General features: G+C 55.0%; 19 protein-coding genes. 10 read left to right on the top strand and 9 right to left on the bottom strand.

The genetic code is table 11. The features are described from left to right. The first annotated feature begins 23 nt into the window (after positions 1-23). Entirely contained in the window at positions 24-218 is a 195-nt protein-coding gene (locus tag F3J44_RS21095; protein WP_167275645.1) for a hypothetical protein, read from the top strand. 684 nt (positions 219-902) lie between these two features. Beyond that, on the top strand, positions 903-1310 hold the full coding sequence (locus tag F3J44_RS21090) for a helix-turn-helix domain-containing protein (protein WP_167275643.1): 408 nt from the start codon (positions 903-905) through the stop codon (positions 1308-1310). 64 nt (positions 1311-1374) lie between these two features. Here the strand turns inward: F3J44_RS21090 and F3J44_RS21085 are convergent, their stop codons facing one another. Genes F3J44_RS21085 through F3J44_RS21070 form a run of 4 tightly spaced genes read right to left on the bottom strand, consistent with a single transcriptional unit; the run spans position 1375 to position 8853 of the window. Then, positions 1375-2367: a hypothetical protein gene (locus F3J44_RS21085; RefSeq protein ID WP_205300038.1), complete on the bottom strand. Its 993-nt coding sequence runs from the start codon at positions 2365-2367 to the stop codon at positions 1375-1377. A gap of 2 nt (positions 2368-2369) precedes the next feature. Continuing rightward, the gene (locus tag F3J44_RS21080; protein WP_167275641.1) at positions 2370-6677 is read right to left on the bottom strand and encodes a hypothetical protein; all 4308 of its coding nucleotides are present in this window, start codon (positions 6675-6677) and stop codon (positions 2370-2372) included. 3 nt (positions 6678-6680) lie between these two features. Next, on the bottom strand, positions 6681-7409 hold the full coding sequence (locus tag F3J44_RS21075; RefSeq protein ID WP_167275640.1) for a hypothetical protein: 729 nt from the start codon (positions 7407-7409) through the stop codon (positions 6681-6683). Next, positions 7396-8853: a hypothetical protein gene (locus F3J44_RS21070; RefSeq protein ID WP_167275638.1), complete on the bottom strand. Its 1458-nt coding sequence runs from the start codon at positions 8851-8853 to the stop codon at positions 7396-7398. Before F3J44_RS21070 ends, F3J44_RS21075 begins: the two co-directional genes overlap by 14 nt. Positions 8854-8997: 144 nt before the next feature. On the opposite strand from F3J44_RS21070, the gene F3J44_RS21065 reads away from it, so the two are divergent. After that, positions 8998-9885: a YafY family protein gene (locus F3J44_RS21065; protein WP_167275636.1), complete on the top strand. Its 888-nt coding sequence runs from the start codon at positions 8998-9000 to the stop codon at positions 9883-9885. 37 nt (positions 9886-9922) lie between these two features. Here F3J44_RS21065 and F3J44_RS21060 read toward each other — a convergent pair whose 3' ends face one another. From F3J44_RS21060 to F3J44_RS21050, 3 genes are all read right to left on the bottom strand, one after another. Further along, positions 9923-10132 (bottom strand): hypothetical protein, encoded by a 210-nt coding sequence (locus tag F3J44_RS21060; RefSeq protein ID WP_167275634.1) that lies wholly within the window; start codon positions 10130-10132, stop codon positions 9923-9925. A gap of 402 nt (positions 10133-10534) precedes the next feature. After that, the gene (locus tag F3J44_RS21055) at positions 10535-10876 is read right to left on the bottom strand and encodes a hypothetical protein (protein ID WP_167275631.1); all 342 of its coding nucleotides are present in this window, start codon (positions 10874-10876) and stop codon (positions 10535-10537) included. 479 nt (positions 10877-11355) lie between these two features. Further along, positions 11356-14880: an NACHT domain-containing NTPase gene (locus F3J44_RS21050; RefSeq protein WP_167275628.1), complete on the bottom strand. Its 3525-nt coding sequence runs from the start codon at positions 14878-14880 to the stop codon at positions 11356-11358. A gap of 379 nt (positions 14881-15259) precedes the next feature. Between F3J44_RS21050 and F3J44_RS21045 the strand changes: the two genes are divergently transcribed. The 5 genes from F3J44_RS21045 to F3J44_RS21025 all read left to right on the top strand — a co-directional run bounded on the left by F3J44_RS21045 (position 15260) and on the right by F3J44_RS21025 (position 19827). Next, positions 15260-15604 carry a hypothetical protein gene (locus F3J44_RS21045; RefSeq protein WP_167275626.1) on the top strand — a complete coding sequence of 115 codons (345 nt, stop codon included), beginning with the start codon at positions 15260-15262 and terminating at the stop codon, positions 15602-15604. Between the two features lie 278 nt (positions 15605-15882). After that, a complete protein-coding gene (locus F3J44_RS21040; protein ID WP_205300037.1) occupies positions 15883-16431 on the top strand; it encodes a VWA domain-containing protein in 549 nt (182 codons plus the stop codon). A 345-nt stretch (positions 16432-16776) separates the two neighbouring features. Then, positions 16777-17214 carry a GNAT family N-acetyltransferase gene (locus F3J44_RS21035; protein WP_167275623.1) on the top strand — a complete coding sequence of 146 codons (438 nt, stop codon included), beginning with the start codon at positions 16777-16779 and terminating at the stop codon, positions 17212-17214. Between the two features lie 239 nt (positions 17215-17453). After that, entirely contained in the window at positions 17454-18920 is a 1467-nt protein-coding gene (locus F3J44_RS21030; RefSeq protein ID WP_167275620.1) for a toxin-antitoxin system YwqK family antitoxin, read from the top strand. 361 nt (positions 18921-19281) lie between these two features. After that, a complete protein-coding gene (locus F3J44_RS21025; RefSeq protein ID WP_167275618.1) occupies positions 19282-19827 on the top strand; it encodes a hypothetical protein in 546 nt (181 codons plus the stop codon). 40 nt (positions 19828-19867) lie between these two features. Here F3J44_RS21025 and F3J44_RS21020 read toward each other — a convergent pair whose 3' ends face one another. After that, a complete protein-coding gene (locus tag F3J44_RS21020) occupies positions 19868-20503 on the bottom strand; it encodes a hypothetical protein (RefSeq protein WP_167275615.1) in 636 nt (211 codons plus the stop codon). A 705-nt stretch (positions 20504-21208) separates the two neighbouring features. Between F3J44_RS21020 and F3J44_RS21015 the strand changes: the two genes are divergently transcribed. Together F3J44_RS21015 and F3J44_RS21010 are read left to right on the top strand one after the other, a co-directional pair. After that, complete coding sequence (locus F3J44_RS21015) at positions 21209-22834, top strand: AAA family ATPase (protein WP_167275612.1); 1626 nt, start codon at positions 21209-21211, stop codon at positions 22832-22834. Beyond that, positions 22827-23660 (top strand): HNH endonuclease, encoded by an 834-nt coding sequence (locus F3J44_RS21010; protein WP_167275610.1) that lies wholly within the window; start codon positions 22827-22829, stop codon positions 23658-23660. The genes F3J44_RS21015 and F3J44_RS21010 overlap by 8 nt, the downstream gene beginning before the upstream one ends. Positions 23661-25055: 1395 nt before the next feature. Here the strand turns inward: F3J44_RS21010 and F3J44_RS21005 are convergent. Next, complete coding sequence (locus F3J44_RS21005) at positions 25056-25460, bottom strand: hypothetical protein (RefSeq protein ID WP_167275607.1); 405 nt, start codon at positions 25458-25460, stop codon at positions 25056-25058. Positions 25461-25808: the final 348 nt, after the last annotated feature.

Raw genomic sequence — 25808 nt, 5'->3', positions numbered from 1 at the left:
GATTTCCTTATGCATTTCCTCTCATGACTGAGATCCTGAAAAAAACCGCTGGCCTCATCTACAACATTCGCTATGTCGTACCTGCCCTGGCACTCACGATTTATGTGATTGCTGGCCTCGCGTATTTCTTCGCTTTCAAGTACTGGCCCAGCCTTTCAGCGGACACCCAGTCAGCGATCCTGGAAAACCTGTCTTGGGCGATGAATGCCACGTTCTAACCCGCTCGATCCTCAGCGAGTGGAGCCGTAAGTTGGCTATCAGCAGCTACTGAACACCGCTGCGATTGTCCCCAATGCTTGAGCAGCCGCGCAGCCTCCGTATCATCCTCCTTTAGGTCACTCATCTAGATCGGCATGCGCTTCGCTGCCATTCAAGCGGCCTCGTCGAGCTCCGACGTGCAGGTAGTGAGAACTGGTGGTTTTCTCCTATCTCAGCGCGTACCCAATCGATGCTTGGTATACGCCGTGCGCAGGCAGCGCTGCATTTGGCTGGAATCGTGTCCAACCGGCATGAGTGACCACAAACGGTCGACGGACGAGGCGCCGGTATCTCGCAGTAATGAAGCTGAAATCATGCGGGACAGCGTTGGTCGTGTGGGGCGCTGGTGACATTCAGTACCCGGCGCCAGCCATCAGCCCCACTCTGGAGGCAGTCCAAGGCTCTCGACGTGCGGCAAAAACGCACCAGGAGTACAAATGTACCCTGGAAGAATGATGATGACTTCTGTACATTCGAACAGTGCTTTCGCTGATATGTTGCCCAGGCTGGTGGTGGGCCGGATGCTGCATTTCTTCGCGTCGAGTGTGGCGGATCGAGATCCCAAAGCAGAGTGCGGAGCGCCCACCCACCGCGATGGGCCTAAGAATCATGCCTGATGATCGTCTTGATCCGAGGAAAGCCTTATGGCTCTGAAGTCTTCATTTGCTGTCGTGTTGCGAGCGCTACGCAACAAAAGGAACATATCGCAGCGAGAATTTGCTGATACAACCAGCAGGACATATTTGTCGAAGCTCGAAGGTGCAAAATCCAGCGTTACCTTGGACAAACTGCAGCAACTGAGTGAGCGGCTTGAGCTCTCTCCGCTAGCATTGCTGACATTGACGGTGAGTGAAGAAACGGGTGAGCCAGCCTTAAAGCTTGTTGCCGAGCTAGGGGCCGAGCTACGCGAACTGGCGCGGGATGGAGGTTTGCCGGGCCTCAATGTATTGAAGCCCGCTGAGGGTGATACGATCGCTACGCCCAATAGGCCACGCGGCTCAGCTCAACCACGCCGCCACCCGCCAGCAGGACAAACTGAATTGCCCCTCTGAACGGACACGTGGCCGTACTCAGGTCATATCCGATCATGGATGGCGTTCCGGCTGCGACGATGTTTCAGTCGTTGCTGTGCGCCATGAGCTGCTCTAGCCCAACACCCTCCTGAGGTAGCCACAGTCCATCACTCCACAGCCCATTGATCTTCGTGGCGAGATGAGGCAACCATGCAGCTGCCAGATTCTCATACCCTGTCGGCAGGATGACCGCGTCCCGCCGGCGCCCCATGTCCAACAGCATTTCGTAAAAAAACAGGCTCGGTGTGAGCTGAGTTTCGTGGAGCTTGTTGAACTTGAGTGGGATGCTGAGGCCTTCGGGATCCACATCGCCGAAATATTCGGCTTGCAGAGCCTCACGCTCACGCATGACCTCTTTGAGTGCCAAGCCCGACGCGCAGATGGTGTTGCCGGATCCGTAGACGATGGCGCTGTAACGCTTGGCGTGCTCATTCCACTCCCCGATGCTCCAAAACGTATGGTGGTTCTCAACGACCAGGACTGGGAGCCCAACAGCATCGGCTGGGCGATAAGCCAATGGATGCTCGACACGCATCGCCCCGATGACGCTCAACGGCATTCGCCCGCTGAACAGCGCCCCGTTGCGGACTCTGTTATCCAGAAATTTTTCATCACCGAAAATCTCCAGGGAGCGCTCACGCAACGGGACTTGCATAAAAATGCCGCGGCGCTGGATCAACCACTCGTTGATCGTGAAGGCAATCGCGCGATCGCCAAGCGATAGGCTCGGCCAGAAGCCGATCTCAGGTAGCCAGGATAGACTCGCGTAGTTGGGTCTATCACTCTGCACGGCCTCTCGAATCAAAATGATGGACTTGGGCATGGGAGGATTACCCAACTTTTCGAAGCCTAGCGGCCCTGGAAGCTGAAGCCTGCCCTCCCCCTCACCCTGCTGCAATGCCCTGAGAAGCTGATGATCCCTGTCCGGCGTTGAAACCTGCTCGGGGAATGTGTCCAGCCATAAGGTACGCAACGCGGACAACACGATGCGCTTCCCTGTTTGTTGAACGAGTCTGTCCAGGAAGATCTCGTTCATAACTATCCTGCGAACGTGGCCTTGGCCATCTCGATATGCGTCCGGTTGGTCTTGCTATTCACCCCGGCTTTGCGCAGGCGGATGATGCGCCGGAAACCTTCAAGAATGTTGGCGTCGGCGTTGGCAGTGAAGCAGATCAGCTGAATGCCCAGGCTAGCGGCGAGGATCCGTTGCGCGTCGATAAGCGCTCGGGTCTGTACGTTTGCAAAGGGATTATCAAGGAGCAGCGGGCCGCCGCCACCCCGCTTGGCCTGAGTCTGAGTGTTCACCCGCATATGGCTGACCAGCATGTAGAGGAAGGTTGCGATCACTGTGCCCTGCCCACCTGATTTCTTCATGTCGTTAACGGATTGGTACTGGAACGCCGCGTTCTGCTCCATCTTCAACATCTGTAGGCCGAACGACCGGTGACTTGTGAAGCTCAGCAGGCATTGAGTGATGATGTCAGCACCCGTCCTGGGTACAACGCCGCTCTCGATTTGACTGTTGAGGTAGTGGCGAATCTCGATCTTGCGCTGGTCTGGCGTCTTGCCCGTCAGGTTGGCCGCCATCCTCAGTATGGGCTTGCCACTGACATACGGGGTACCGAGTGGCATGCTGATGCCCACGGCGTGTTTGACCAGCGAGCTGGCGGATGTTGCCTGGTTGTAGACTTCCGTGACGCAACTCTCAAAATCGGGCGTCATCTTGTCCAACTGATCGGTGACCGAAGCCACCCGATCATCAACCATCTCAACCAGGCGCTGGTGATCCAAGCAAGCTTTCTCAAAGTCGTCCTGGCTGATGTACGCGGAAACCTCACCCTCTACAACTATAAAATCGACATTCGTCGCGACCTTGAGCAGGTCACGATGCGCTTTGTCCGTCTTGGAGCGGAGCACGCTCACTGATTCGCCCCGCCGCCGCCAGGTGGACAGTAGATCAGCGACGCGGTCACCCACCTCGTCGCCAAGGTCGATCAGTTTTGGCACTAGGTTGTTCGCAGTGAATGACGAAGTCAGCAGCTTGATGTGGGTTTCCAAGGTCGCCTTCTGCTTTATGTCGTCCGCGACATCGGCCCGTTTTTGGGTAACCTGACGATTGATCGACTCCGTCTCTTCAGTCTTCGCCTGTGAGCGCGATAGCTCCCGCGCTGCCAGCGCTGGCAACTCATCGTCTTCAAGCGCCAGCATCTCAGGGGTAGGTTGAACCAACGGATGCTCATCCCGGAAAGTTTGCAGTTGGGCGCTCGCGACACCGAGAGAGTGGGCTGCGTGATCTTTCTCATCCGCTGTTTGAGCATTCAACCGTTTCTGGCTTTCTATCTCCTCCTCGATGTCAGTTGAGACAAGCGCGTCGACAAGGGTAACGTCGAGACGACCGAAATCGCTTTGATACTGCTCTGTCAATCGCGCGACCTGTCGACGCTGCATTTCAAGCTGAGCACCGATCACACCAAGCTTGTCTTTCTCTTGCGTGGTGAGCATTGCAAACGCGTGTGCGTACAGATCGCGCAATGCCTTGAGGTCGTAGCCCTTCTCAAGTACTTCGGCACTGGCATCGTGCGCGGTGTCGTAGCGTGAAACCTGTTCGAATTCGTTTTGAAGAAGATCGACAGCCCTTATGCAGCTGCTCTGTTCTGTTCGGATGCTGTCGAGGCGGTCTTTCCCTGCGCCTTCGTCAGTTTTCATCTGAAGCAAAGATGCCTCGACCTGGCCCAACTCACGACTGATCTCGGCAAGCTCCTTACGACCCGAATCAATCCTGGGCTCCCAGTTTGCGGCGTAATCCGACAGCCGCTGCAAGCCATCCCCCAGCGTGCTTATTTCACCAGGAAGCGTTTCGATCGGGCCGTTGAGCTCCTCAATCTCCCTGTCAATACGTCGCGCGATCTGACTGTGTTCGGCATGCTTCGCTTCAGCCGATTCTGCATCTCTCTCCAGCTGCTCCAAGGCATCGACGGTTTGCTGGATAGATTCGCGGGAGTACTCACGCTGGAAGGCCTGTAGGCCTGCCAGGGACGCCTGTGCCTTCATCTCACGCTCGGCAAATGCATCGTACTCTGCCTCGACTGCGCGGATCAGGTTCTCGCATTCAGCTAGCACCTCTTGCGCGGCAGCTTTGTTGAAGACGGCGTCCTTCTCCGGCCCAAATACATAGCGATCGTCCGCTGTAGGTTCAATGTCCAGGCTAGCTATGGCCAATGTTACGGGAAGCGACAATGACAGCTGCATCGAACGAGCAGCGCGGACTGCCTTGGGCCACTCGTCCTTCGCGACGTTGACGCCCAAAAAACGCCCTGGATCTGATAGGACGAGCGCTCGCGCATCAGGCGCATCGGGTCGCAGATCTGCCACGTAGGTATTGGCCGCTCTTGCAGAGCGGATTCCTGCCCCATGAAGCGCGCGTACGACCAGATCGACGTCATGGCTTTGCCCTGCCAGGCCCGATTGCTCAATTGAAAGTTGCTGTTCTTCGAGCTGCTTCAGCCGAATCGTACAGTCTGACATTTGCGTACGAGTCGACTCGATAAAATGCTGTACCTGCGTCACCAGCGCTGTGGAGTGTGGGTCGCACAGACCCTCCACCAAGGCCGCTAGGGTAGGATCGTTCTGAAGCGCTTCAACACGATGATCATAGTTGCGCAGCCACTGATTCAGCGGCACCTGTTCCGCACGGGCTTGAGTCAGCTGTTGCTTCGCATCGGCAGCAACAGTTTGAGCCTGGGCTAACGCTGCTTTTTTCGTTGCGCGCTGTTCCTTCAGATCGTCAAGCCGAGCTTCAAGCTCTGCGATCGACCTGTTCAACCGCTCGATGGCGGCTGCGACGTCAATGTCTGTCGGCAGCAACCACCCGCCCGCGACCAGCCCTTCTTGGAACTGGATGGCGCTCTTGATGCTCTCTTCAATTGCTCCTTTGCTGCCTTTAAGCGTTGCTATCCGATCATTGGCCCCCTGGCGCTGCTGGGCAATCCTATCCAGCGCGGCAATGCCCTCACGCGCTTGCCCGACCAGGTCATCGGCTTTGGCCCGGTGCTTAGCAATATGCTGGCCAATGACATAGCGAAGCATGGCGCCCATGCGATCAGCGTCATCTTCAAACGGTTTCAACTCCGCTTTCAGGGCTTGCGCCTGTTGCATGAGCTCCTGGATGAGCTTTTCGACACTTGCGATCTCACGTTTGATCAGCGCTCCGTTCAAACACTCAAGCCTTGCCTGCCCTGCTTGCAATGCCTTCTGGAGGTGCCGTGATTTTTCCTTTGCGGCCTCATCCGCACGGGACAACTTGAGGCCAACAACCGCATGGTGATTGTGCCGGGATGCCGCCGCCTCTTCGGCAGCAAGGTCAGCCATTTGCTGAAGTTGACTGATGGCGGTGTTTGCATTGGCGAGGCGCACGTCCAGGCCATTCACCTGGTCGCGCATTGTGAACGTGGTATCTGCTGCCTGCTGCTCGACCTCCAGCAATGCTGCCTTGGCGCCGAGAAGCTCAGCGGCGCCTTCGGAGAACGGCTTCATCCACTGCTGCAGCAACTTCAGCTGGTGAAGCCTGGCTTCATGCTTGGGCTTTGCCTTCAAACGATCCATGGTCTGCGCGACCATATCCCGCAATGCATCTGTATGTTCCTGGTTCATCGACAGGTGTAGGAGCTTGGTAACCAGATCGCTTTCCGAACTGAACGACAGAAAACCTTCTTCACTGCCGCCCTCGCGGCTATTGAAGGACAGCTGCATCTTCAGCAGCTCCACGTCGATCAACCGACGCTGCTCCAAGTGCGTGACCCAATCGCCCTGGTTGATGGTCATATGGAAGTCACCCTGGCTTTGCACCCGAGCGGTTTGATGCCCCCAATTCAGAAACTCTTGCAGCGACTGAACCGGTGCCATCGATATCCCCGGTACCGGAAGGTGTTCCCATGCCAGCGCCGGACTGGACTCGAACGCGAAAAAGCGACGATCAACCTCTGATGCCCGGTCTGCGGACTCCTTGAGCTGCACAGCCTGACCGATGACGAGGCGGTAACTCTGGCCGTTCGGACTGCGCGAGGGCATGATCCACTCGATGACCATGAACGATGGCCTGATATCGCGGGCGAAGTAATCCCTGAACGCGTGGGAGCTGGATTGCAGGTGCTGCAGCCAACGATCTTGCTTTGGCTCAAAGCAGCTGAAGATGTAGGACAGCAGAGACGTCTTGCCTCCCGCGTTCTCCAAGTTCATGCAGCTATCGATGGCCTCGCCTGTGACAGGCTCGCACAGGTCAAAAGTCATCTCCTCATACCAACTGGTGGGCGATCCAAACCGGTCAACGTAGATTCTGGAAATGCGCATGGTTCACCCCTGATTGGCTTCAACAACTGCCGATTCGGCAGTCACTCGGTAAAGGTTGGGGAGCGTCAACTCGCGCAACTGGATGCGCAGTTGATGGGTCGGGGTGAGCACGGTCTTGTCACCTATCTCTTCACGCCCCTCTTTTCTCACCAATCCGTAGGTCAGCATGCGCATCAGACAGACCTTCACGATCCCGTGCACCGAGCTCATGGAAGCTCGCGACGCATCCGGCATCACCTCCTGCAGATCCAGCAACAGGCTCCACCCAGGACGGAGCTCTTCGGCTGGATAGCTGTCTCCTTCCGCGGCCACACGCAACTGGTTAGCGATGCCGACCACCTTTTCTCTGATGTCGATGAGGCTGCTGGGGAACGGGGTGCGCCCTTCATCCTCCAGATGATCTGTGGTTGGATAGAACACGGTGCCGATAGCCATGTGTACCAGCACCATGGCCACTTTTTCACGTTCGCTCAGGTTAAGGCGCAAGTCGCCGATCTTGATTGAAAAGCGGCTTTTCTTGCCGCTGGGCGCGATGACTAGACCTCGTTCGCTGACGTCGAGGATGGCCAGCTCCATACCAGCTGCGATTCCGTTGACCACTTCTGAAAAGGCGCTGTCAGCACGGTACCTGGCAAGCAGATGTCGGTACTCGACATCAGAGCCCGGGCTTGCGTAAGCCCCCATGGCCTTGTAAAGCAGCGCTGCGGCGTCCCGGCTTTCACTGTTGCTCATCCTGCCCCTCCTCTGTGCTCACGTAGCGCAGGTTGTCCCCTGAAACGACCGATGTCTCAAACTCTCCATCCACCACTGCATGAAGATGGGGGTATCGCGATTCGCTGTCGGCGTACGCCCTGAACAGCTCGTAGGCAATGGCTTTGCGTTCCAGAAAGGTCAGCCCTTCTGCCTGCGCCAGCTGAATCAGTCGATCGATTGTCCACTCGCTACCGGAGTGCATCTTTGCGTCCAGCCAGTCGAGAATCTTCCCAATCAGCTCATCCGGGAAAGGATTCGGAATCTCAGGAAACTCTTCGATTTCTCCACCGTCATCGTCGTCACTGTCGAACTCGTAGCTGCCTCGGCGCTCAAGCAGCAGCTCAAACAAACTCGACAGGTCAAACACCTTGGGAGGTACCGCGGGGTAAAAGCTCAGCAAGAGCTCCTCTGCGTGGCTAGCAATTTCGCCGGCTGGTTTCTGCATGAGTTTGGGGAACAGTTCGTGATCGAGGTCGGGAAGACCTGTACGTCGGCGTGCGCGGAAGCCTGCAGCCTGCCCTTTCAGGAAATCATCACCCGCAGCCCCGATATCAGTCAGTAGTCGCATCCGCTGCAGGTTCGCACTCTGAAGCTGGCGCAGAAGCCGCTGCAGGGATGCGACGGCACTCTCGTTATCCAGGCTCCGGATCTTCACTGACAGTGACTCCATCATCGCGTGGTCGACGGTCTGGCGCTCCTCCACGTGGCGGCGCGCATCGCTCAGTTGCGGGTAGATGTCGTCACGCCAGTTGACCGTCCCCGGCGATCGTGCCGCACGCCGAATCAGGTCGCGAATCTTCTGCCTGTGCTCAATGGACAACAGGCGAGCGCGGTTGGCCAGTTCCAGTGCCTGCTCAAAGCGTCCGTTTTCGATGAGGTGAACCAGCATCTTCTCGATGAGGATCTGATAATCCTCAACCTCAAGGTCAAGCATGCCCATCAACACGACATATCCAGCTTCCGTGGGCGTAAATCGGAAAATATCCTCGTGATCTGGCTCATAGCGAATGAGCTTGAATTTGATGTAGCGGGTCTCACCGGAGGGGGCGTGGAAAAATGCCTCTTCAAACGAGGCGTACTTGTTCGGCGCATTGCTGAGCGCGTCGATCACAATCCCAGCAACCCGCAGCCGATTCGCATCAGTCAGTCCTTCCCGCATCGACGCTACCAACGCCATGACGTGTTCTTGGACATCGGTGCGCGTATACCCTTGGTTGATCGCGGCACCTTCCATCATGAAAAACAGCGCAGCAAGACAGAGGTAATTGGTGTCGAGCCCTTCAAGGAGGGACACGTTATCCTCGGTCGAATGTGCCATCTTGTTGAGGTCGAGCCGCAAGATAGGCTTAAGGAGCAGCAGATTGCGCTGGTGGGCCGTCAGGTCGACCAGGTCAATGCTCCTCGCACTCGGAGGCTCTGACATGCTTATAAAATCGTTCATAATCAGCTCACAGAGCCCTTGCCGAGCTGTTGATCCCAGTCGATCTAAAACCGACTCATTTTGAGGTGGTCTGCAGGATAGTAGTTCTATACCCCTAAAGCGCAACCTAAAAACGAAAAGAATTTAATGACCAACGAAACCTCGGATCACTCACAAGCGCAGCATGAGCGTCTCGCCTATATCGAGCTCAACCTGTGGTTTTTGGGGGAGGTGCGGCGCCAAGCGCTCGTGCGTCGATTCCAGATCAAAGCCGCGTCGGCAACCCGGGATCTTGCGCTCTATGCGAGCCTCAACCCGAACAACCTGAACTACGACGTCAGCGCTAAGACGTTCTACATCGGCCCAGCCTTCGAGCCCATGTACAGCTTCAGCTCCGAGCGCGTGATTGCCTGGCTGACGCAAGGATTCGCTGACGGTTTTCCAGGCGTGTGGTCAGCCGGTGTGCCGGCGCTGCAGCCTGCACGGCTGGGTAATCCGAATCTCCAAACGCTTGGCCTTGTTACCCGAGCTGTTTTTCAGCGCCAGCCGCTGCGAATTCGTTATGAGTCCTTGAACGCGACCAGTGAGCGCGTGATCGTGCCCCATGTGCTCGTGGATAATGGCCTGCGCTGGCACGTCCGAGGTTTTGATCGCAAATCGGGTGAGTTCAGGGACTTTGTGATTACACGGATTCTTGAACCGCAGCTGCTTGATGAGGCCGTGGATCACGCGATTGAGGGGAGACAGGCCGATAGCCAATGGAACCAGCAGGTGACTCTGGAGTTGGTGCACCATCCTGACCAGCCTCGTCCAGAGGTAACGCATTTGGACTATGGCATGGAGGATGGGCTGATGAAGATGACTATTCAGGCCCTGACTGCAGGTTATACCCTGCGACAATGGAGTGTGGACTGCTCTCCTGATCATCGGCTTCGGGGCCCGGAGTACAGGCTGTGGCTACGCAATCATGAGGTACTTGCTGGCGTCAGCAATGCCCTACTCGCTCCTGGATTTTCAGCAGATCTTAGCGATTGAGAATTGGGTGATCAGGATCTGGTGGCAGCGATGCGTATCACTGCAGGGTTGGTGACGGAAGGCCCATAGCCCTTAGCTGGAAGTCTGAGACAGTCTTGAAGAGAAACTCCGCCTGCGCCTTGAGACGTTCGACTTCCTCGGCAGGAAGTCCCGCCATTCTGCCTTCATGGTATCGCCGAAGAGCTTCTGCAGCCTGTCGCGAGAGCGGTTGGCTGTCTTCGTAAATTTTCAGGAAATCTCGTCCCATGCTTTGGCTCCGCAGACTGAGAAATAGTGCATCTTTAGACTCGCCAGCAGCGCTCGCATCGCAGAACCAGTGGTGACACCAACTGGATGCCTGGACTACGGCGCCTTGCAGACACGTTCGGTATAGCCGACTCAAGATCACTTAACAGATGGGCGTGAAGGAGATCATTCTCCGGCATCCGGAAGAAACCGTGCAGCGTTTTACGCCTCGCTGCGTCATGATGAACGCACTCCCGCCATGCACCGGCTTGACTGGCCAACCGTCTGAGTCATTCGGAACGCGCAGCGTCTCAGCACAGGATGAATCTGATGATGCAGGCCTCGCTCATGGCCCCAGCCAATGCTATGAAAATGCCCCGGCATACCTCGCTGACGGGGCTTGCGAGCAAGTGGTTTTGAACGCCTATTTCGCAGCGTAGACCTTGCACGTCCCTTTCTCGACCAGTAGCGCAGATAACGGAGAGGCAGAAAGCCGTTTGGCCATATCGTCGATTTGAATGTTGCTTCCTGGTGCCGACCTTACAGCCTGAATTTCGACCTTCAGCGCTTCGTCCATGGGCTCATTTGCCAGGGCGTTGTCGACTGTGCCGTTCAATCCAGGAACAGCTTTGTTGCAGACCTTCTCCATAGCGAGAAAGGTCACCGCTGTCTTGTAGTTCTCGCTGTCAGCGTTGGCCACAGCCGTACCGGCCATCACTAGTGTTGCAAGGCAGAGGGAAGCACCAGTCACTCGTCGTAGGGGCATAGAAAGATCCTTTTCATCGATAGAGGGCCGAATCTCAAGCTGAGTGCCCGCGTCGGCATCGAACTCGGACAGTGAAAGCGAACGAAAGTTGAAGGGCGGTCTAAAAATTACGCGTCCACCGGGTGACCGTGCTCACGCCTGTGAACCGGCGGGCGTGAGGTCTAAGCGATGCGATTCCGCTCCTGATTGAAGACGACTACACCGCCCGGGGTGTGAGTGCGCAGCAGTTAAGATGGGTTTTGCACTTCTGAGATGAACCCTGGTGACACTTGCGCTGGCCGCTGAGGCCCCTCTCGATGAACCTCAGGATCATCTTGACGACAGATGAAGAAAGGTCAGGGGGCTCGGCTTTGGTGATCGAAAGCATCTACAACAAGCTTTGCCCTGCAGATTAGAAAAAATGGCAAAGGTGATACGGAGAGACCCCCGGCAGGTCTGTTCAGTACGCGGGGGAGCCGCTTTAAATCGCGCGCTGGGGCTCATCGATCAGATTGCCCATCAGCGTTATCGGCCAACTCAATGATGAAATGCAGTGGGCTAAACCACTGTTCGAAGAGGGAATGCGCACTCCGCCCACCCCAGTGATCCACAGCTCGTTCCAGCCTATCCTTGTCCAGGTGGATACCTTTTTTCATCCAAAATTGCAAAAGCTCTGTGGCTGTTCTCGCCGTTTTCTCACTGTCGGAACATAAACACGTCAGCGTCACGTTCATCATCTCAGGAGACGGCATAACACTTTTTTGTTTGAACATCACAAAGACCGCGCTCACATCCCCGGAGCAGTTTAGACGCAGCCGGCGCGAGGCTGAGTCGATCAACGCCTCCCTGTGGTTCAGCTCAATCAGGTACAGCAAATAATGCATTGAAGCGCCGGTCGACTCACTCAACAATGCTTCAAGCTCCGCAAGGGCCATAGGAAAGGGCTCGCAGATGCATGCTGCTAACTTTGAGAGCCATGCTGAGGGATGAAGGATCGCTCGCTTTATTGCCGGCAGTTCCGGCGGGGCAACGACATTGGCGGCCCAGCAAATCTCCTGGATGTCCACGTGCGTGATGATCTCGAAAAAGGAGTGAGCTACCTCCCCATTCAACCTGAGGAGATTGCAGCACTCATCCTGCAGCGCTTCAAGATCGAGCGGAAGCAGCGAGGCCACATACCGCAATGCACTGCGAGCAGCTACTTCCTCGAAATGGCTGCTCCATAGGATGTTTCCTAGGGGCGCATCCATGTACCCAGAAGCTCTCAAGAGACCCGTAATCTGCGGAAATGCGAGCTTGCGTGGGGCGTCGAATGAGCAGGCAGGATCCTCGGGTACAAATGCTCTCGCAACAGCCAGAATCCCACCCATGCTGACTTCGTTGAGGCCTGGCACGCCGTATCTCACATTTGGCGCTGCGGTTTTTTTGTCCGCTTGATCAAACGCCGTTGTTAGGCGCTCAAGGCCTCGCGCTTCAAGATGCTCATTGACCTGCAGAATAAATCCGAGACTACTGAACACGCTGTTGCGCAGGTCATGCTCAGCAAAAGCCCACGCCAGATGGTCTGGTTGAGCCTTGAGAACACACATGGCGAGTCGCTGCAAAAGTACGAGATCACTTCGCTCCTCCCTGTCTTCCCCGAACACTCGCATTTGCGCAGGAGCAACACCCTGGGCCAGTTGATTGAGCGCGGCAGCCAAATCGTCCCGGTTTACACATGCCTGAGCCTCGGCCACGAGCGTCCATGCCAGCAGTCTGATAGCGGAATCGCCGGATGATAAGCGACGGACAGCCTCGGCCTTCACAAAGTTCGCAGCTTGCTCGCCGATACCGCACAACGCTAAGGCGATCGCAAACCTGTCTTTTGATGTGTCATCGATCGATTCGAAAGCCTTTTGGATGAGTTTCATCAACCGTTCTGTTGAGACCACGCGCTCTGGTTTGGCGAGCAGTTCAAGTGCAAGTAGGAGCTGACCGTCTTCACCGCAAGCATGCCGATGCAGGTAAAGGTCGAGCAGTTTGTCGGTCAGTCCGAGAGCCACACCAAAGTTCACCACCTCCGCTAGATCGCCACGATCCACCGCCCTTTCGACAACAGCCAGGGGCTGACTGCTGAGGTAGCGTGCAGCGACAAACTCACAAAAGGTTTTATGGATGAACGTTACCAGCCGAGTGCCATCGTAATGGAGTGTTTCGATCAGCCCCAGCCGCTCCCAGTGCTCCAGCGAGCCTCTCACGTGGCCTTTGCATAGTACTAACGGCTTCTCAATCAGAGGCGCCAGCTCCAGTGCTACACTATTCACCAATTGATCCAGGGGCTGCAGCGGATCTTGGAAAAGCAACCATCCTGTTAAGTCAAGGACAACGATCGCGATATCAGTCAACTCTGCAGCGTTAAACGCCCCTGGTTTGACCTTATTCTCTTCGAACAGTTTGATCAGTTCAGCGTACAGCTTCACCCGCGTACTTGGCAGTGCACGGCCCCGCTGAATCAGAACGGCAGACATTCCTAGCAACTGAGGACTGATTGCAAAACCACGGGTTGGTGCACCACGCCCGCCAAAACCTTCGAACAACGTAGGAAGGTGTTGCTGATCAGGTGCGATTACGCTGAGCAATCGCCTGAGGCTTCTTACCCCATCCTCTGGGGGTAACAAGTTGTAGTGCTGCCAGTCAAGCAAAGCGTTAGAGGTGTAGCCAATCGGCCTGGTTGTTACCACGATCCTGGCATTAGGGTGCCCCTGTGAAAAGCAGCGGATTTCCTCAGCAATGGCTGCGTGATCCTGCCCACACTCATCAAGGGCATCCAAAAGCACCACCCAATGAAATTGCTTGTCATGGATGATTTCTGAGGCGGAAACCCCCGAGCCATCAAAGGATTTGGTGAAGAGCCTATCGCTAAACGTCCTACCCTCTCTCATGCCTGCCGCGATCCATGCCAGCGAAGCGCTCAGTACTGTGAAACCGTCTAAGGCATACTGATGGGCCAGCTCTCTGAGCATGGTGGACTTGCCAAGCCCCGGGCCTGCAACCACCACCGCGAGTTTTTTGAAGCGAGCCGTCCAGATCGAATCGAAAACGTTGCTCCCGAAAGGCCTAGAAGGAATTGATTGATACCGCTCCAATGCTGCCAGCGCATCGGCTGCTTCCTCGACTTCAAATGGCCGGTGCTCCAACTGCATGGGGAGCAAGTGCTCAATGGACAGCCTCTGAGTGACGCCAATAATGACGTAATCATTGTGAGTGCTACACACCCATTTTGCGTGTCGATTCAGCAACGCTGCAGGGCTTCCATCGTTTCTAAGCTGGATCCCCTTGCTCCTCAGTAGAAGCACCAGGTCTCGCAACGCCCACCGCCCCCGGTTCTCGATAAGGCGCAGTGCACGATAGCCCAGGATGTCGAATGCGGATGAAGCCCCCGCTTCATCCTCACAAACCTCTCGAAGAACGCTCATCGCAACATTAACGTCACGGTTGTTTGCAATCAGCGTTTCGACTTCCCGGATTCGCAGAGACGAGCATATGCCTATGGCTGGGGTGCCTTGTTTGTCTAAGCGAGAAAGCAGATCAGCCCCGATAACAGATAGGCGATCTGTACGGCCTTGACCAATGCGCTCGATATCGTCTGCAAGATTTTTTCTAATCGTAGCGCTGGTGTCCGAAGCAACCACCAGGATCCCGTAGGCAATTTGATTTTCGTGAATCGCTTTGGCAAGCCTCAAGAGCGGCGCCCACAATTTATCTCCCCGCTCCAGGCCTTTTTTGGCCTGCACTTCGATCGAGCTGCCATCTAACAGCTCGATGCGCAGATCATCACCTGGGCCCTCGCTTTCAGCCCAAACAGCAACTGGTCGGTCATCGCAAATGCCCTCCAACCATCCAAGCGGTTTGCCGCCAAGGACATGCGCTGCAACAATAGCAGTAAGCTGAGCCTGAAAATTTGCCCCTCCTCCGAATGCTGCTCCACCCCCTGCTTTCTTGCTTCGTACATCTAGCTGGGAGGTGATGTTCCCCGGTTCCGTCATTGTCTATCCGCTCGATCTGGCATCAGCACTGCATGTTCAGATTCTACTGGAAAGTACCGTGCCAAAGTCAGGATCCCCCCTCGAAGCCGTAGATTTGGACGTCGAGCCGGGCGCATCAGTTAAAGCAGCCACGATCACTGTTCTCGAACGGGACTCCCTGGCTCACCTCACAACTCGCGATTAGGCCTGAAGCAGCCGCTGAACAAAGCGCGGGGATGAGAGCCGACTAACGATCCACAAGGTGCCGTACGGATCCATCAGATGCAGTAACTGGAATCAATTCACAGATACGAGAATGATCTATCACCACTCTTGATCTAGAGGCCTTTTGCCACCAAATCTCCCGAGCCCAATCCAGGGCATCGTTGAGCAAGAGATCATGACAGAATTGACCCGGCAAGACCTGCAGTATGAATATGACTGGAAAGCCAGTAATGGCGATAATCCCAAGTTGATCCATGATGACGGGCATCATCTCAGCCGCAAGGAAGGGTACGAGATGCTTCGTTTTCTGAACAACCTAGGCATAGCCGCCGATGGGTCAGAAATTCTCTACGGGAGCGGTAATCCGCTCAAGAAGGAAGCCCGTCTGCGCATCGAGCGATTGGTAAAGGACGACCTGAAATCGACCTCTCCTGGCCGCGGCACCGTCGTTAAATGGATCAATGCCAACTGGAACACTTTGGTCAAAGAGTTTGCTCCTCTTAAACCCAAGGCCAAGTAAAGATGACCTAAGCCGGTGCTGATGAGGCACCGGCTTTTCCTGTGACAACGTACGGAAACTACCCGTCTGGTTTCGCAACCTGCCGCCCCCGAGATGCCCGTCACAACCGCTGGCGACTGTTCTACAACCAATTCATGGCCCCGCAGTCGCGTGGACGCCGAGATCATCATGCAGTTCTCAAACCTCTTCAGAGTCCGGCCATGCCGGTGGGGGGTTGCTGCCCGCGCCAGATGCTGCAGTGACACCCTTACGAATCAACTATTTTCAGGAGCTCACGCTTGAACGATGACTACCTCTTCAGCCAAGAGGATCTGGTGAACAACCCGACCGCCAGGGTGCCCATCTGCTTGGTACTCGACGTGAGCGGATCGATGGCTGGATCTCCGATTGAGGAGCTCCAGGAAGGCGTTCACATTTTTCACGACGCTATCCGCGAAGATGAGGTGGCGCGCTATGCGGCAGAAATCAGCATTGTGACCTTTGGACGTGACGCAAAGCGGATTGTGGACTTCATGCCAGTTGAGCGCCAAGACATCCCGGTGTTGGTCGCCGGTGGTACGACCCCGATGGGTCGCGGCGTGAACCTGGCACTGGATCTACTCGATGCGCGGAAAAGCGATTACCGACGCGCAGGGGTCGATTGCTATCAGCCTTGGATGGTAGTGATGACAGACGGTGAGCCAACAGACGATATCAGCCACGCCAGCGAACGCATCCGCGAACTCTATGCAAACAGAGAATTGACGGTTTTCCGATCGCCATTGGCCCCGGAGCCAATCTCGATACGCTGGCATTACTCTCGCCTGGCCGCCCTCCTCTGCGCCTGAAAGGTCTGAACTTCAAGGAGTTCTTCCTCTGGCTCAGCCGCAGTGTTTCGCGCGTGTCCCTATCCAAACCGGGCGACTCGATCATCCTGAATAATGCAGAGCTCGACGCCTGGTGCAGAACGTAACGCGTGACGCAAAGGGATCACATAGTCTTACAGGCTGTTTGCAGCCAGATCCCCAGGCGATCGCATCGGGTCACGAGCACTTCGTACCAACACCATGACGCGACCATCACTGAGCGTAACGTAAATGATGGTTACGCCAGTACACGGATGGGGCTATCTTTGGTTACGGCCTATATGCAAGGATGCCCCCTCTCGGTGATGGAACACAACGGAGTGCGTCATGGAAAAGGCTACAAGACCCGCCAGCCTGGCAGACATCAATGCCATTTTTTACATCAGAACCAACGTTCAGGAAAATCACTTATCCCATTATCAATTAGCGGAGATGGGCATTACCCCCGAAGCTATACGACAGGCCATTTCAGCTTCTCCATGCGCTTGGATAGCCGAAGTCGATGGCACTCCCGTAGGTTTTTCCATGGCTGATGCTGAAGATGGCTGTGTTTTCGCAGCTTTCGTTCTGCCTCAGTTTGAGGGCCTTGGATTGGGGCGCCGCCTGATGAATGAGGCAGAGGCGTTCCTATCTAAAACCCACCAGACGATATGGCTCGAAACCGCTGAAGGAAGTCGCGCGAGTGGTTTTTATCGAAATCTCGGCTGGCGGGTCGTGGATAACTTGTCATCAGGTGATGTTCGCTTTGAAAAACACCTGAAATAACTCCCAATGATTCATCGCCCAGTTTGCTGAGTTGATATCCGTATAATTGCGGCTGTCTTAATCTTTACTTGGCATGCGCTCTGTAAAAATCCCATTCGTCAGCAACTGTCCCGCCTGGGAGGCGGGGGAAGGATCTGGCGGCTGCGAACACTTGGCGCGCACAATGGCACATTGGAATCACTGCCGTGGTTTGCTTTACAATTCCTTCTACACATTTTGACATCGGCAGGTGCCGGTACGTGGATAAGGAGATTCTGGTGCATTCGAAAACCCGCCGCTGTTTTGCATTGAGCGCCATTGCCGCTGCATCCCTCAGCCTTTCGGGGTGTTTCACCGAGGAGGTCGACAATCGTCAAACCCACGAAATTCAGGGTTTGATTTACAAAATTCACGCTGACGAGCCCTTCACAGGCAGGATCGTGAACTATCCCGTTTCGGTACTCGGGTTGTTCAGCGTTGGCTCCTGTGCAGTCGACATCAAAAAGGGGTTGCCAGATGGTGAGATGCGCTGCTCCGACAACGCAGGTCAGCTACTGGGCGTGATCCATTTTAAAGCTGGTAAGCGCGATGGTGAAGAAGAGAAATACGATGCCAAGACCGGCAACCAAATTGCGGAGGGGAACTGGAAACAAGGGCTTATGGACGGCCTGCAGGAGCAGTTTAATCCTGAAAACAGTGAGCGCATTGCCCAAGTGAACTACATCGCCGGCAACAAGGTCGGGAGTGAACGCGCCTGGGACAGCCAAGGGAAAACCCTCATTGCTGATCTCGAGTGGGAGGATGGCAAGCAGACAGGATTCGACAATCGCGGGCCTGATCACCACTCGTACTTGGCAGGAAAGTACCACGGCATCCAGAAAACACTCGGCCTTGATGGCAACCGATTCTACATTTCGGGAGAACAAAATTACGATAATGGCCAGCTCCACGGCACGCAGAAACGAATCAATGCCCGGGGCAATGTGACGGAGCTAAGTGAGTTCGAGCAGGGCGTGCTGCGCTCGCGCACCGTGGATGAGTACAGCTACGATGGCCAGCACGTTCACCACGTCAGTCGACTTGCAATCAAAGCGGACGTGAATCAGTACATCGCCAGCGATCTTAGCAATGATGGCCTGGAGCAGTATTGGGACAACGAGGGGAATCTGCTCAGCGAGCTTCAATGGAACAAAGGACGTTTGATCAACGCGACCGCGTACACTTGGGTGAACGGCAAACAGGTGAACCAGTATCAAGGTGTAGCCCGCGGTGGGGAGGATCATCAAGACGAGGTCGTGAAGCATGGCCAAGAGCGGATTTATGATCGGAATGGTGAGCTCCAGGCTGTAGTGCAGTGGAACTCAGGCGAGGTCGTCAACACCCTAGTCAATCTGCCAGCTGATCGCCGCAGTCAGCATCCTGGAAAGATGGCAATGCTTGATCGAATGGGCGGTTGGGGAAACCCGGTGGAGGAAATTGCCGATTTCGAGCGCCCTAGCCGCTTCGAGGGTGGTGGTTATGCGATCAACGATGTAACCATCGTCGATATTCCTGCTCCAGGCCAAACGGTACCGGAGGCGCCGTCCCCTGCTCCGCTGCTAACGAGCGCTCCAGCAAACGACCTGGACAACTGCGTTCAGCGCAGAGTCGACGCCGTTCATGCAGAAAATCCTGATGCCTTGATCAGGGCGGACATGCTTGAGGAGTTTGAGCAAGACTGTCAGTAAGGCTATCCGAGCTGCTTTCTGGAGTTCGAATGGGGCATCTGAATGATGCCCCGACCGACGTTAAACGACAGCAATCGCCCATCGAGTTCAGATCACCGTGCGGGGAGTACGCAGACGCGCATTGCCTCAGCCGACCTCCTCCGGCTCGAAGGCGAGCGGCGAAACCACCCGCTCCATTCAGGTTCGTACTCAATTACGGGGGTTGCCCTGTTGCTTGCTCCTGACGAAACCGCTGCGTGAGGCCTTCACCGGAAAGAGCACATTTGTATCCCTTGTGGTATTTAGCAGCCGGCATTTCGCTTGAAGACATCCTGCGCAGAATTGATAATCTCGCCCCCACCGACTCACGCAAGGATCTGCCGTGAAGAAGCTCTACCTAGCCCTCCCCCTATCTGCACTTCTGTTGCAAGGTTGCGGTGTGACCATGGCCCGCTACGAACCCAGTTACCAGAACGTTCAGCAGCTAAAACAGAATGCTCCCATGCAGTCGTTACGTGACGCGCAGGTTAAGGCTGATTCTGGACAAGACTCGCTGATGGTTCGCTTAAATCCGATTTCCTCGCCCGAAGGTAGCGTTCCACTGCACATTCAGGCGGCGATCAACGAGGAACTGCGTCATGCCGGGTTGCTTGATCCGCAGGCTGACCGTCAGCTGCAAATTCAGGTGATCAAAAGCCGGCTCAATACTGGCGTGGCCAACGGTCATGGCGAGCTGGCCGCACGCTTCACCGTACGCAAAGGTGACCAGGTACTGTACGAGACGACCAAGGACGTTGAGCGGGACTGGGACAGTAGCTTTTTCGGGCCCATTGCCATTCCTGCGGCAGCGAACAACTACAACCCTATGCTACAGCAGCTACTCAAAAGCCTGTACAGCGACCCTCAGTTCGTCCAAGCCTTGAAGTGATCAGAAAAAAGAGCCGCGATTGCGGCTCTTTGCTTGTTGATCAGATGCGCGGTACACGCAAATCAACAGCGGAATATTTCGTGCGGTTGGCATCCACCCAGTTCTTCAGCAGCGCATTGACTTGCCGGCTGAAGGTATCGGTTACAGCGGCTTTAGGCGTGTTGCCCACCAGCGGCAGGAACCATATTCCCATCCAGGTGTTTACTGCGTCGTGATTGCTGGTCTTGCCCAAGGACTGGCCACGCTCGTCCAGGGTCTCCAAGCTCATGGTGTATTGATCGGTAGCGAGTGCGGGAATGATCGTAAATGTCAGACCGCTTAGGAAAGCCAGTGCCATCTGTCCACCACCGGGTGCATGGTTGTAGACCTTCAGCCGGAGGCTGTAATCGCCTGGTTGTTTCTCGAACTCGTCAAAGGTGACGCGCCCGAACAGACCAGATTCGTTGAATGCACGCTTGAGCTCAGGCTTAAGCATGTCACGCGCCTGTGGCATTTCGTTGGCCTTGGAGCTGCTGGGGTCGCCCTGCAGGAAATCGAAGTCCACGTAGACGTTCGGCTTGTTCGAGTAGCTAGCCATCGATGGCAGATCCACTGGTGCCACTTCATCCTTAGTGAAGCTTGCACATCCACCTAGGCTCAACGCCAAAAGTAGGCCTAGGGCTTTTCCAAACTGCATGTCGACTTCCTTGCTTGATTACGGAGATGTCCTTCTCATGGAAGGCGCGGCTGATTCTAGTGCGAACCGTCCACCATCAAAAGACCATGGCCTAGGAAATAGGGAATAACGCCGCGTGCTTGAGCAAGCCTGACCCAACGCCCGACACTCTCCCACTCCCCACCCCGGGGCTATCAGTGACGGGGCCTTGCTGGATGTGCAGGTAAGGCTATCTCGGTGCGGGGCCACTCAGCTATTTCTTAGGGCCTAGGAGCCGTCAGGGCTTGTTGGCCTGCACAGCCTCATGCCTTCAGCTGATCACCGACCTAGATGACGGGATAAAAAACGCTTCGGACATCACTCAAGCCGAACGGAGCCCGCCCACCGTGCCGATAGCGTTGATGTCGGCATACACAGCTTGGAGTCGCGAGTGAATGGTACCTAGCCAATCGACACAACGACCACCGGATCTCCGACCATTGGCCGCACTGTTTCGCCCTGAAGCTAATAGACCGAGGTTTACCCGAAGGCCAACGATCGGAGCCTCATTCTCCTGAGCCTCCACATTTCAGTGATCGATTGATGCATATCAGGTTGAGCTTGAAGCACCTCGGTGGAGGCCTCGATGTTCGTGATATCATATCGCCACATGCGCATCTGGTTTTTGCATAGCACCCAGAGATGTGCCGAACTATTCTGACCTCGTAATAGAAATTGATCTTGAAGATGAAACAGCCATCCCCGATAGACCTGATCACAGTACGGTTTGCACATCAGTCGTTCGAAGAAAACGATACAGAGCATGCAGATATTTACATCATAGCCAAAACCAAATACGTAAGAGAAAAAAATCTTAAAATGGGCTGCGCTATCGCCTTCAAAATAGGCGACGGTGAATACGAAATACTCGACGGCTTTTGCGCAGTGCCAGATACCCAAAACCTAGCATTCTTCGTGAGCACCTCACTGGGCGGTGAAGGATCAATTGATGCACGCTCAATAAAAGTCCCATTCAGAACATTGCTCAGCGATAGCAAGTCTTACAACATCCTGTACAACCGATTCGGCGCAAAACGTGCAAAGGAGCTATTGACAGCCGCTCAAGACATTGCTGTCAGTTCTACATTTTTCATACCCTGGCAAGGCTTCACATCTTCCTCTGAATTCTCTCTGGGCTTCATCAGATCGAGCGAAGCTTATTTTGCCTATCGCCGCGCCAAGAGGATTATCCAGGGACTAAGCATCAGGGCAGCAGACGCACGGCAGACTTTTAGTGCCGAACTGAAAGGCAAAGGGCCAAAAGTGACCTTCGACTTTCTTTTCGACCAATCAAATTTCTTCCGGGGACGGATCTCTGTCATCATCGGCCAAAACGGATCAGGAAAAACGGCTTCGCTGGCGAAGCTTGCACGTGGTCTAGCGGATACCAAAAGCCAGAACGTAGCAATCACCAATCGCCCAGACCTCAATCAGGTTCTAGCCTTCATCCACACGTCATCCCGCCGCCAGTTCACTCCCGCCTCTGAGGAAGGCATGGGACGGGCCCGGATCTTCACGTTCAACCCCGCTACGCCTAAAAAGTACGACTCGGTACCCACGACCCAGCTACTGGTGGATATCGCGAGAAGCGTAGACCCTATGTACCGATCACTGGACATTCTTAGAGAAGTAATTAACTACGAGTTCCCGAGTCTCCAGCTCTACATTCCAGTCAAGCGCTCTGATACTGACCAAGCAACCCCCCAAGCACGTGACGGCTATGTCAATCTTGAACATTGGATGGAAGGGGGAGAGTTCAGTCAGCTTGAACAGGTCGCGCAGGTTGATCATTCCCGCTTCATTAAATTTGTCGACGGGCAGAACAACGAACGCACATTAAGTTTGGGGCAGCAGTCCTTCCTAAACTTTTGCTTGATAGCGCTATCAAACGCAGGCCCATCGTCCGCATTCATTATCGACGAGCCTGAAAATTTCTTGCACCCGAATCTCATCTCAAGATTCATGCGTACCCTTAATAAAATCCTGGAAGCGACAAAATCGATCGCCATCATTGCAACTCACTCTCCATTTGTAGTTCGTGAAGTCCAGAGCGCTCAAGTTCATGTAATGTGGGAATCTGAGGGCGCGATAAATGTGAGCCACCCTCGCCTGCAAACTTTGGGCGCCAACGTAGCCTCCATTTCTGATGAGGTGTTTGGCGATGACCTTCCCCAACACCTATACGAAGAGCTCGTCACCCACGCAAAGAATCAGAGCAGCTCCTTCACAGAGGCCTTGAAGAAGTATTCAGGAGAGTTGAGCACGGAGGCTCTGATGTTGCTCCACAAGAAAATGGAAGGCGACAATGCGTAAAATCGCCCCACCCATTGTCAATGACATCGAGAATCTAGAGCTCCTCGAAGCCTCCAAGTCCGATAACGCACAGGCCATTGTTGCGCACATGCCAGCGATGAGAGAGCGGTTTTCGGAGTACGATCGAGGCTGCGGTAATCCTTGGGTCGTGGATGTGGATCTGCAATTCGAGGGTACGAAAGCCCATTTGCAACACCTCTACGCAAGCCCACCCGTGGCCTTGGGCTTTATTGCTCAACTGAGAACCTCGCTGGCCGGCGCCTGCCCGGTCTGCGGAGGAAGAGGCATCGCCACGCTCGATCACTACTTACCCAAGAGCTTCTACGCTGAGTTCTCTTTCTACTCAAAAAATTTGGTGCCTGCGTGCTACAACTGCAACACAAAGAGAGGCAACCTCACGAAAGGCGACCTCGACGGCGAAAGGCCCGTACACCCCTATTTTGACGTCTTCGCTGAGCGCAGAATCATGCTCATAGAGATATCACCTCCTTGGGAAGCGCCTGAAGTCAATGCAATCCCTTTCGATGTAACCGGACCGGAGCTGGTAACGGCCAGGTGGCATATCGACAACATCATTGTGCCGGCAGGCTTCGACCGAGAAATCCGTCACCTGTGGGCCGCCATCCTCCTCAAGCCGAACACATATTTCCAAGATACAACCGACATCAATGCCATGATCAGAGACTTGCAGCGCTGGCAAGAAATCGAGGAAGCATCAGACTCCTCGCTCAATGGGTGGCGATCATGTTTCATACACGGCCTAAGCAGAAATCAAGCTGCGCTTCGGTACATCGCTGAACGACCCATCGTAATCCCGCCTACCTGACCTCTGAATCGCAGCGGGAGCATCTCCCGCTGCGTACAAGTACGTCCCTTGCTCGGCAATGCTGGTTTTGACGCTCACGAGGGTTTCGGTGAGTCACAGTAGCGCTCCCCCACAACCAACCGGTCTGCAATGCTCTCTCATTGCGCCGTCGAATGCCTCAAAAATGACAGGAGGTCGAGGTTATCAAAGTGGTGTTGGGGGCTGGGTCGAAGGACTCTCCTCGATAAATAAACCTGGAGACAGCCAACAAATCGGCCATATTTTGTGATGCGCTTCACACTTCTGCATATTTCCCGAATGTCAACCCTATAAAAGCAAAAAATAAAACGGAGTTGTTATATTTGAGGGACAAAGAAAAAGCGGGATCTCCTTCCCATCCACTTTCTCGGTTTTTTCTCCGATCTATGCCACACGCTTTTCGGCTTATCAGCTCTGCATCGATACCCGGTTTAAGCCTTATGGAGAACACGCCTCGTGTGGGTATGGGGGAAGTCGCCCTTCTTCAGCCGCAAGGCTGCTGCTTTTCATCTTGGTTTCAAACAACGGGAGCGAAGCGAAAAAAAGGAGTGGTCTAATTGCACTCAGTCAAAATTTCCGGTTGATGACAGACAACAAAAGGACGGCCATTCGCCCTTTCGTTAAAGCTTCGCTCTTCAGATAAATCACTGGTGAGCAGCAATGAATTTTAATGCGTTGGTCTTGAGGTTCGCCTGGCCTCAGACTCCTACATCATGAGCTAACAGATCCTCTGCAAGCGCTTCTGACCCTTGGCCGTTCGCGAGGATCTGCCGTTGTAGCCTTCGCAGAAGGTAGCCCAGCAACCTCTGACGCAGCTCCAGATGCCAGCCATGGTCGTGGTACCATACGTGTTTCCTAGGCTTCTCCAGCAGCGCCTCACGCAATGCCGTATAGGCACCCTTTCCAACACAGTCCGGCGTAACTCTCACCAGGTCATCCATACCCGACCTGCGGACGTAGCTGTCTAGCCAGGTACTCAGTGTCGGCGTCAGAGATTCCATCTCGCCAGCAGTTCGCCAGACCTCCTGATCAACCGATTGCATCCGGACGCCCTCTCTTGACACACGTACCTTGACTGACAGCCCTACGGGGCAATTGGCCACCAATATACCCGCAACTCATCACCTCATCATGCTTGCTAGAGAATGCGGTGGTCGGGTGCCAGCAGTTGACCGAGGCTATAGGGAAGCCGCAGGTCGCCGGGAGAGGAGGCAAATGGGGAGCGCGTTGTACCCCGTAGGCGATGAGTCGCGAGCGATTACAGCAGCCCACCTACCAGGATCACTCATCGTCGCTAGCCACTGCGACGATCACTTCATTCAGGATCCCAATGCGGGTCTTGCCTTCAGCGTGGTGAGGCTGCCTTCAAGAGAGGACTCAGCCTACATGATCACGCAGGGCATTGATGGCTGGCAGACTGACGTATTTCCGGCCACCAGGGCCGGCCAGGATGTAAGTGGTGTCATCCGCTCGAAAGAGCCAACCGTAGGATTCAGACTCGTACCCCGAGATGAGGCCCTTTGTAACTCCCATGTTTGTAGAACTGTGATGCACAACACTGTGAGCATAGAGAACCGTTGCCCGCAGCCCCTCACGCTCTAGCTGGGACTGTTCAGCCTCGGGTAGCAGGACATCAAGCAAAAGCCAATGCCTCACGACACAGAAATCCTGCCTGGCGTACTCCTCTGCAGCAACGCGCACAAGATTTTCATCACTAAGCCCTGATCCACCCAGGCTTTGCGCTGGCCCATACAAAATATCTGAGATCAGATGTTCGTCCACTTGCTTGCCCCACTCGACTAACGTTGCTGCACAGCATAGCGCTGGCGTGAAAATGTCACGTTTCAGCTGACCCTTCACAGGAACAGCCCTTCAATCCGAATCCATCCGCGGCGTGCTGCAGTGATTCCCTTAGAGATAACCCGTCAGCTCGCTTCCGGAGAAGGCCTTTGCGAATGTAATCCATGTACGCGTACATACCGACCGTATCCACGTCAGCCCAGGTATCGAACCGCCGAAGTTTCTGATGACACGTTACGAGCTTCGCGGCGTGCCTTCGCGCTTCGAGGTAACCCGGCTGGCCAAGCACCTCTAGCGGGCTGATCGATACCCTCCCCTCGTGAACCTCCA

Source organism: Pantoea sp. Tr-811 (assembly GCF_011752535.1).
Taxonomy (GTDB): Bacteria; Pseudomonadota; Gammaproteobacteria; order Pseudomonadales; family Pseudomonadaceae; genus Aquipseudomonas.
Note: the sequence above shows the minus strand (reverse complement) of the source record. Positions and strands in the feature narration are given on the sequence as shown.

What these genes read in the sequence shown, in the direction of transcription:
- F3J44_RS21095 (WP_167275645.1), top strand. Translation starts at nt 24, where the DNA reads ATGACTGAGATCCTGAAAAAAACCGCTGGCCTCATCTACAACATTCGC.
- F3J44_RS21090 (WP_167275643.1), top strand. Translation starts at nt 903, where the DNA reads ATGGCTCTGAAGTCTTCATTTGCTGTCGTGTTGCGAGCGCTACGCAAC.
- F3J44_RS21085 (WP_205300038.1), bottom strand. Translation starts at nt 2,367, where the DNA reads ATGAACGAGATCTTCCTGGACAGACTCGTTCAACAAACAGGGAAGCGC.
- F3J44_RS21080 (WP_167275641.1), bottom strand. Translation starts at nt 6,677, where the DNA reads ATGCGCATTTCCAGAATCTACGTTGACCGGTTTGGATCGCCCACCAGT.
- F3J44_RS21075 (WP_167275640.1), bottom strand. Translation starts at nt 7,409, where the DNA reads ATGAGCAACAGTGAAAGCCGGGACGCCGCAGCGCTGCTTTACAAGGCC.
- F3J44_RS21070 (WP_167275638.1), bottom strand. Translation starts at nt 8,853, where the DNA reads ATGTCAGAGCCTCCGAGTGCGAGGAGCATTGACCTGGTCGACCTGACG.
- F3J44_RS21065 (WP_167275636.1), top strand. Translation starts at nt 8,998, where the DNA reads ATGACCAACGAAACCTCGGATCACTCACAAGCGCAGCATGAGCGTCTC.
- F3J44_RS21060 (WP_167275634.1), bottom strand. Translation starts at nt 10,132, where the DNA reads ATGGGACGAGATTTCCTGAAAATTTACGAAGACAGCCAACCGCTCTCG.
- F3J44_RS21055 (WP_167275631.1), bottom strand. Translation starts at nt 10,876, where the DNA reads ATGCCCCTACGACGAGTGACTGGTGCTTCCCTCTGCCTTGCAACACTA.
- F3J44_RS21050 (WP_167275628.1), bottom strand. Translation starts at nt 14,880, where the DNA reads ATGACGGAACCGGGGAACATCACCTCCCAGCTAGATGTACGAAGCAAG.
- F3J44_RS21045 (WP_167275626.1), top strand. Translation starts at nt 15,260, where the DNA reads ATGACAGAATTGACCCGGCAAGACCTGCAGTATGAATATGACTGGAAA.
- F3J44_RS21035 (WP_167275623.1), top strand. Translation starts at nt 16,777, where the DNA reads ATGGAAAAGGCTACAAGACCCGCCAGCCTGGCAGACATCAATGCCATT.
- F3J44_RS21020 (WP_167275615.1), bottom strand. Translation starts at nt 20,503, where the DNA reads ATGCAGTTTGGAAAAGCCCTAGGCCTACTTTTGGCGTTGAGCCTAGGT.
- F3J44_RS21015 (WP_167275612.1), top strand. Translation starts at nt 21,209, where the DNA reads ATGAAACAGCCATCCCCGATAGACCTGATCACAGTACGGTTTGCACAT.
- F3J44_RS21010 (WP_167275610.1), top strand. Translation starts at nt 22,827, where the DNA reads ATGCGTAAAATCGCCCCACCCATTGTCAATGACATCGAGAATCTAGAG.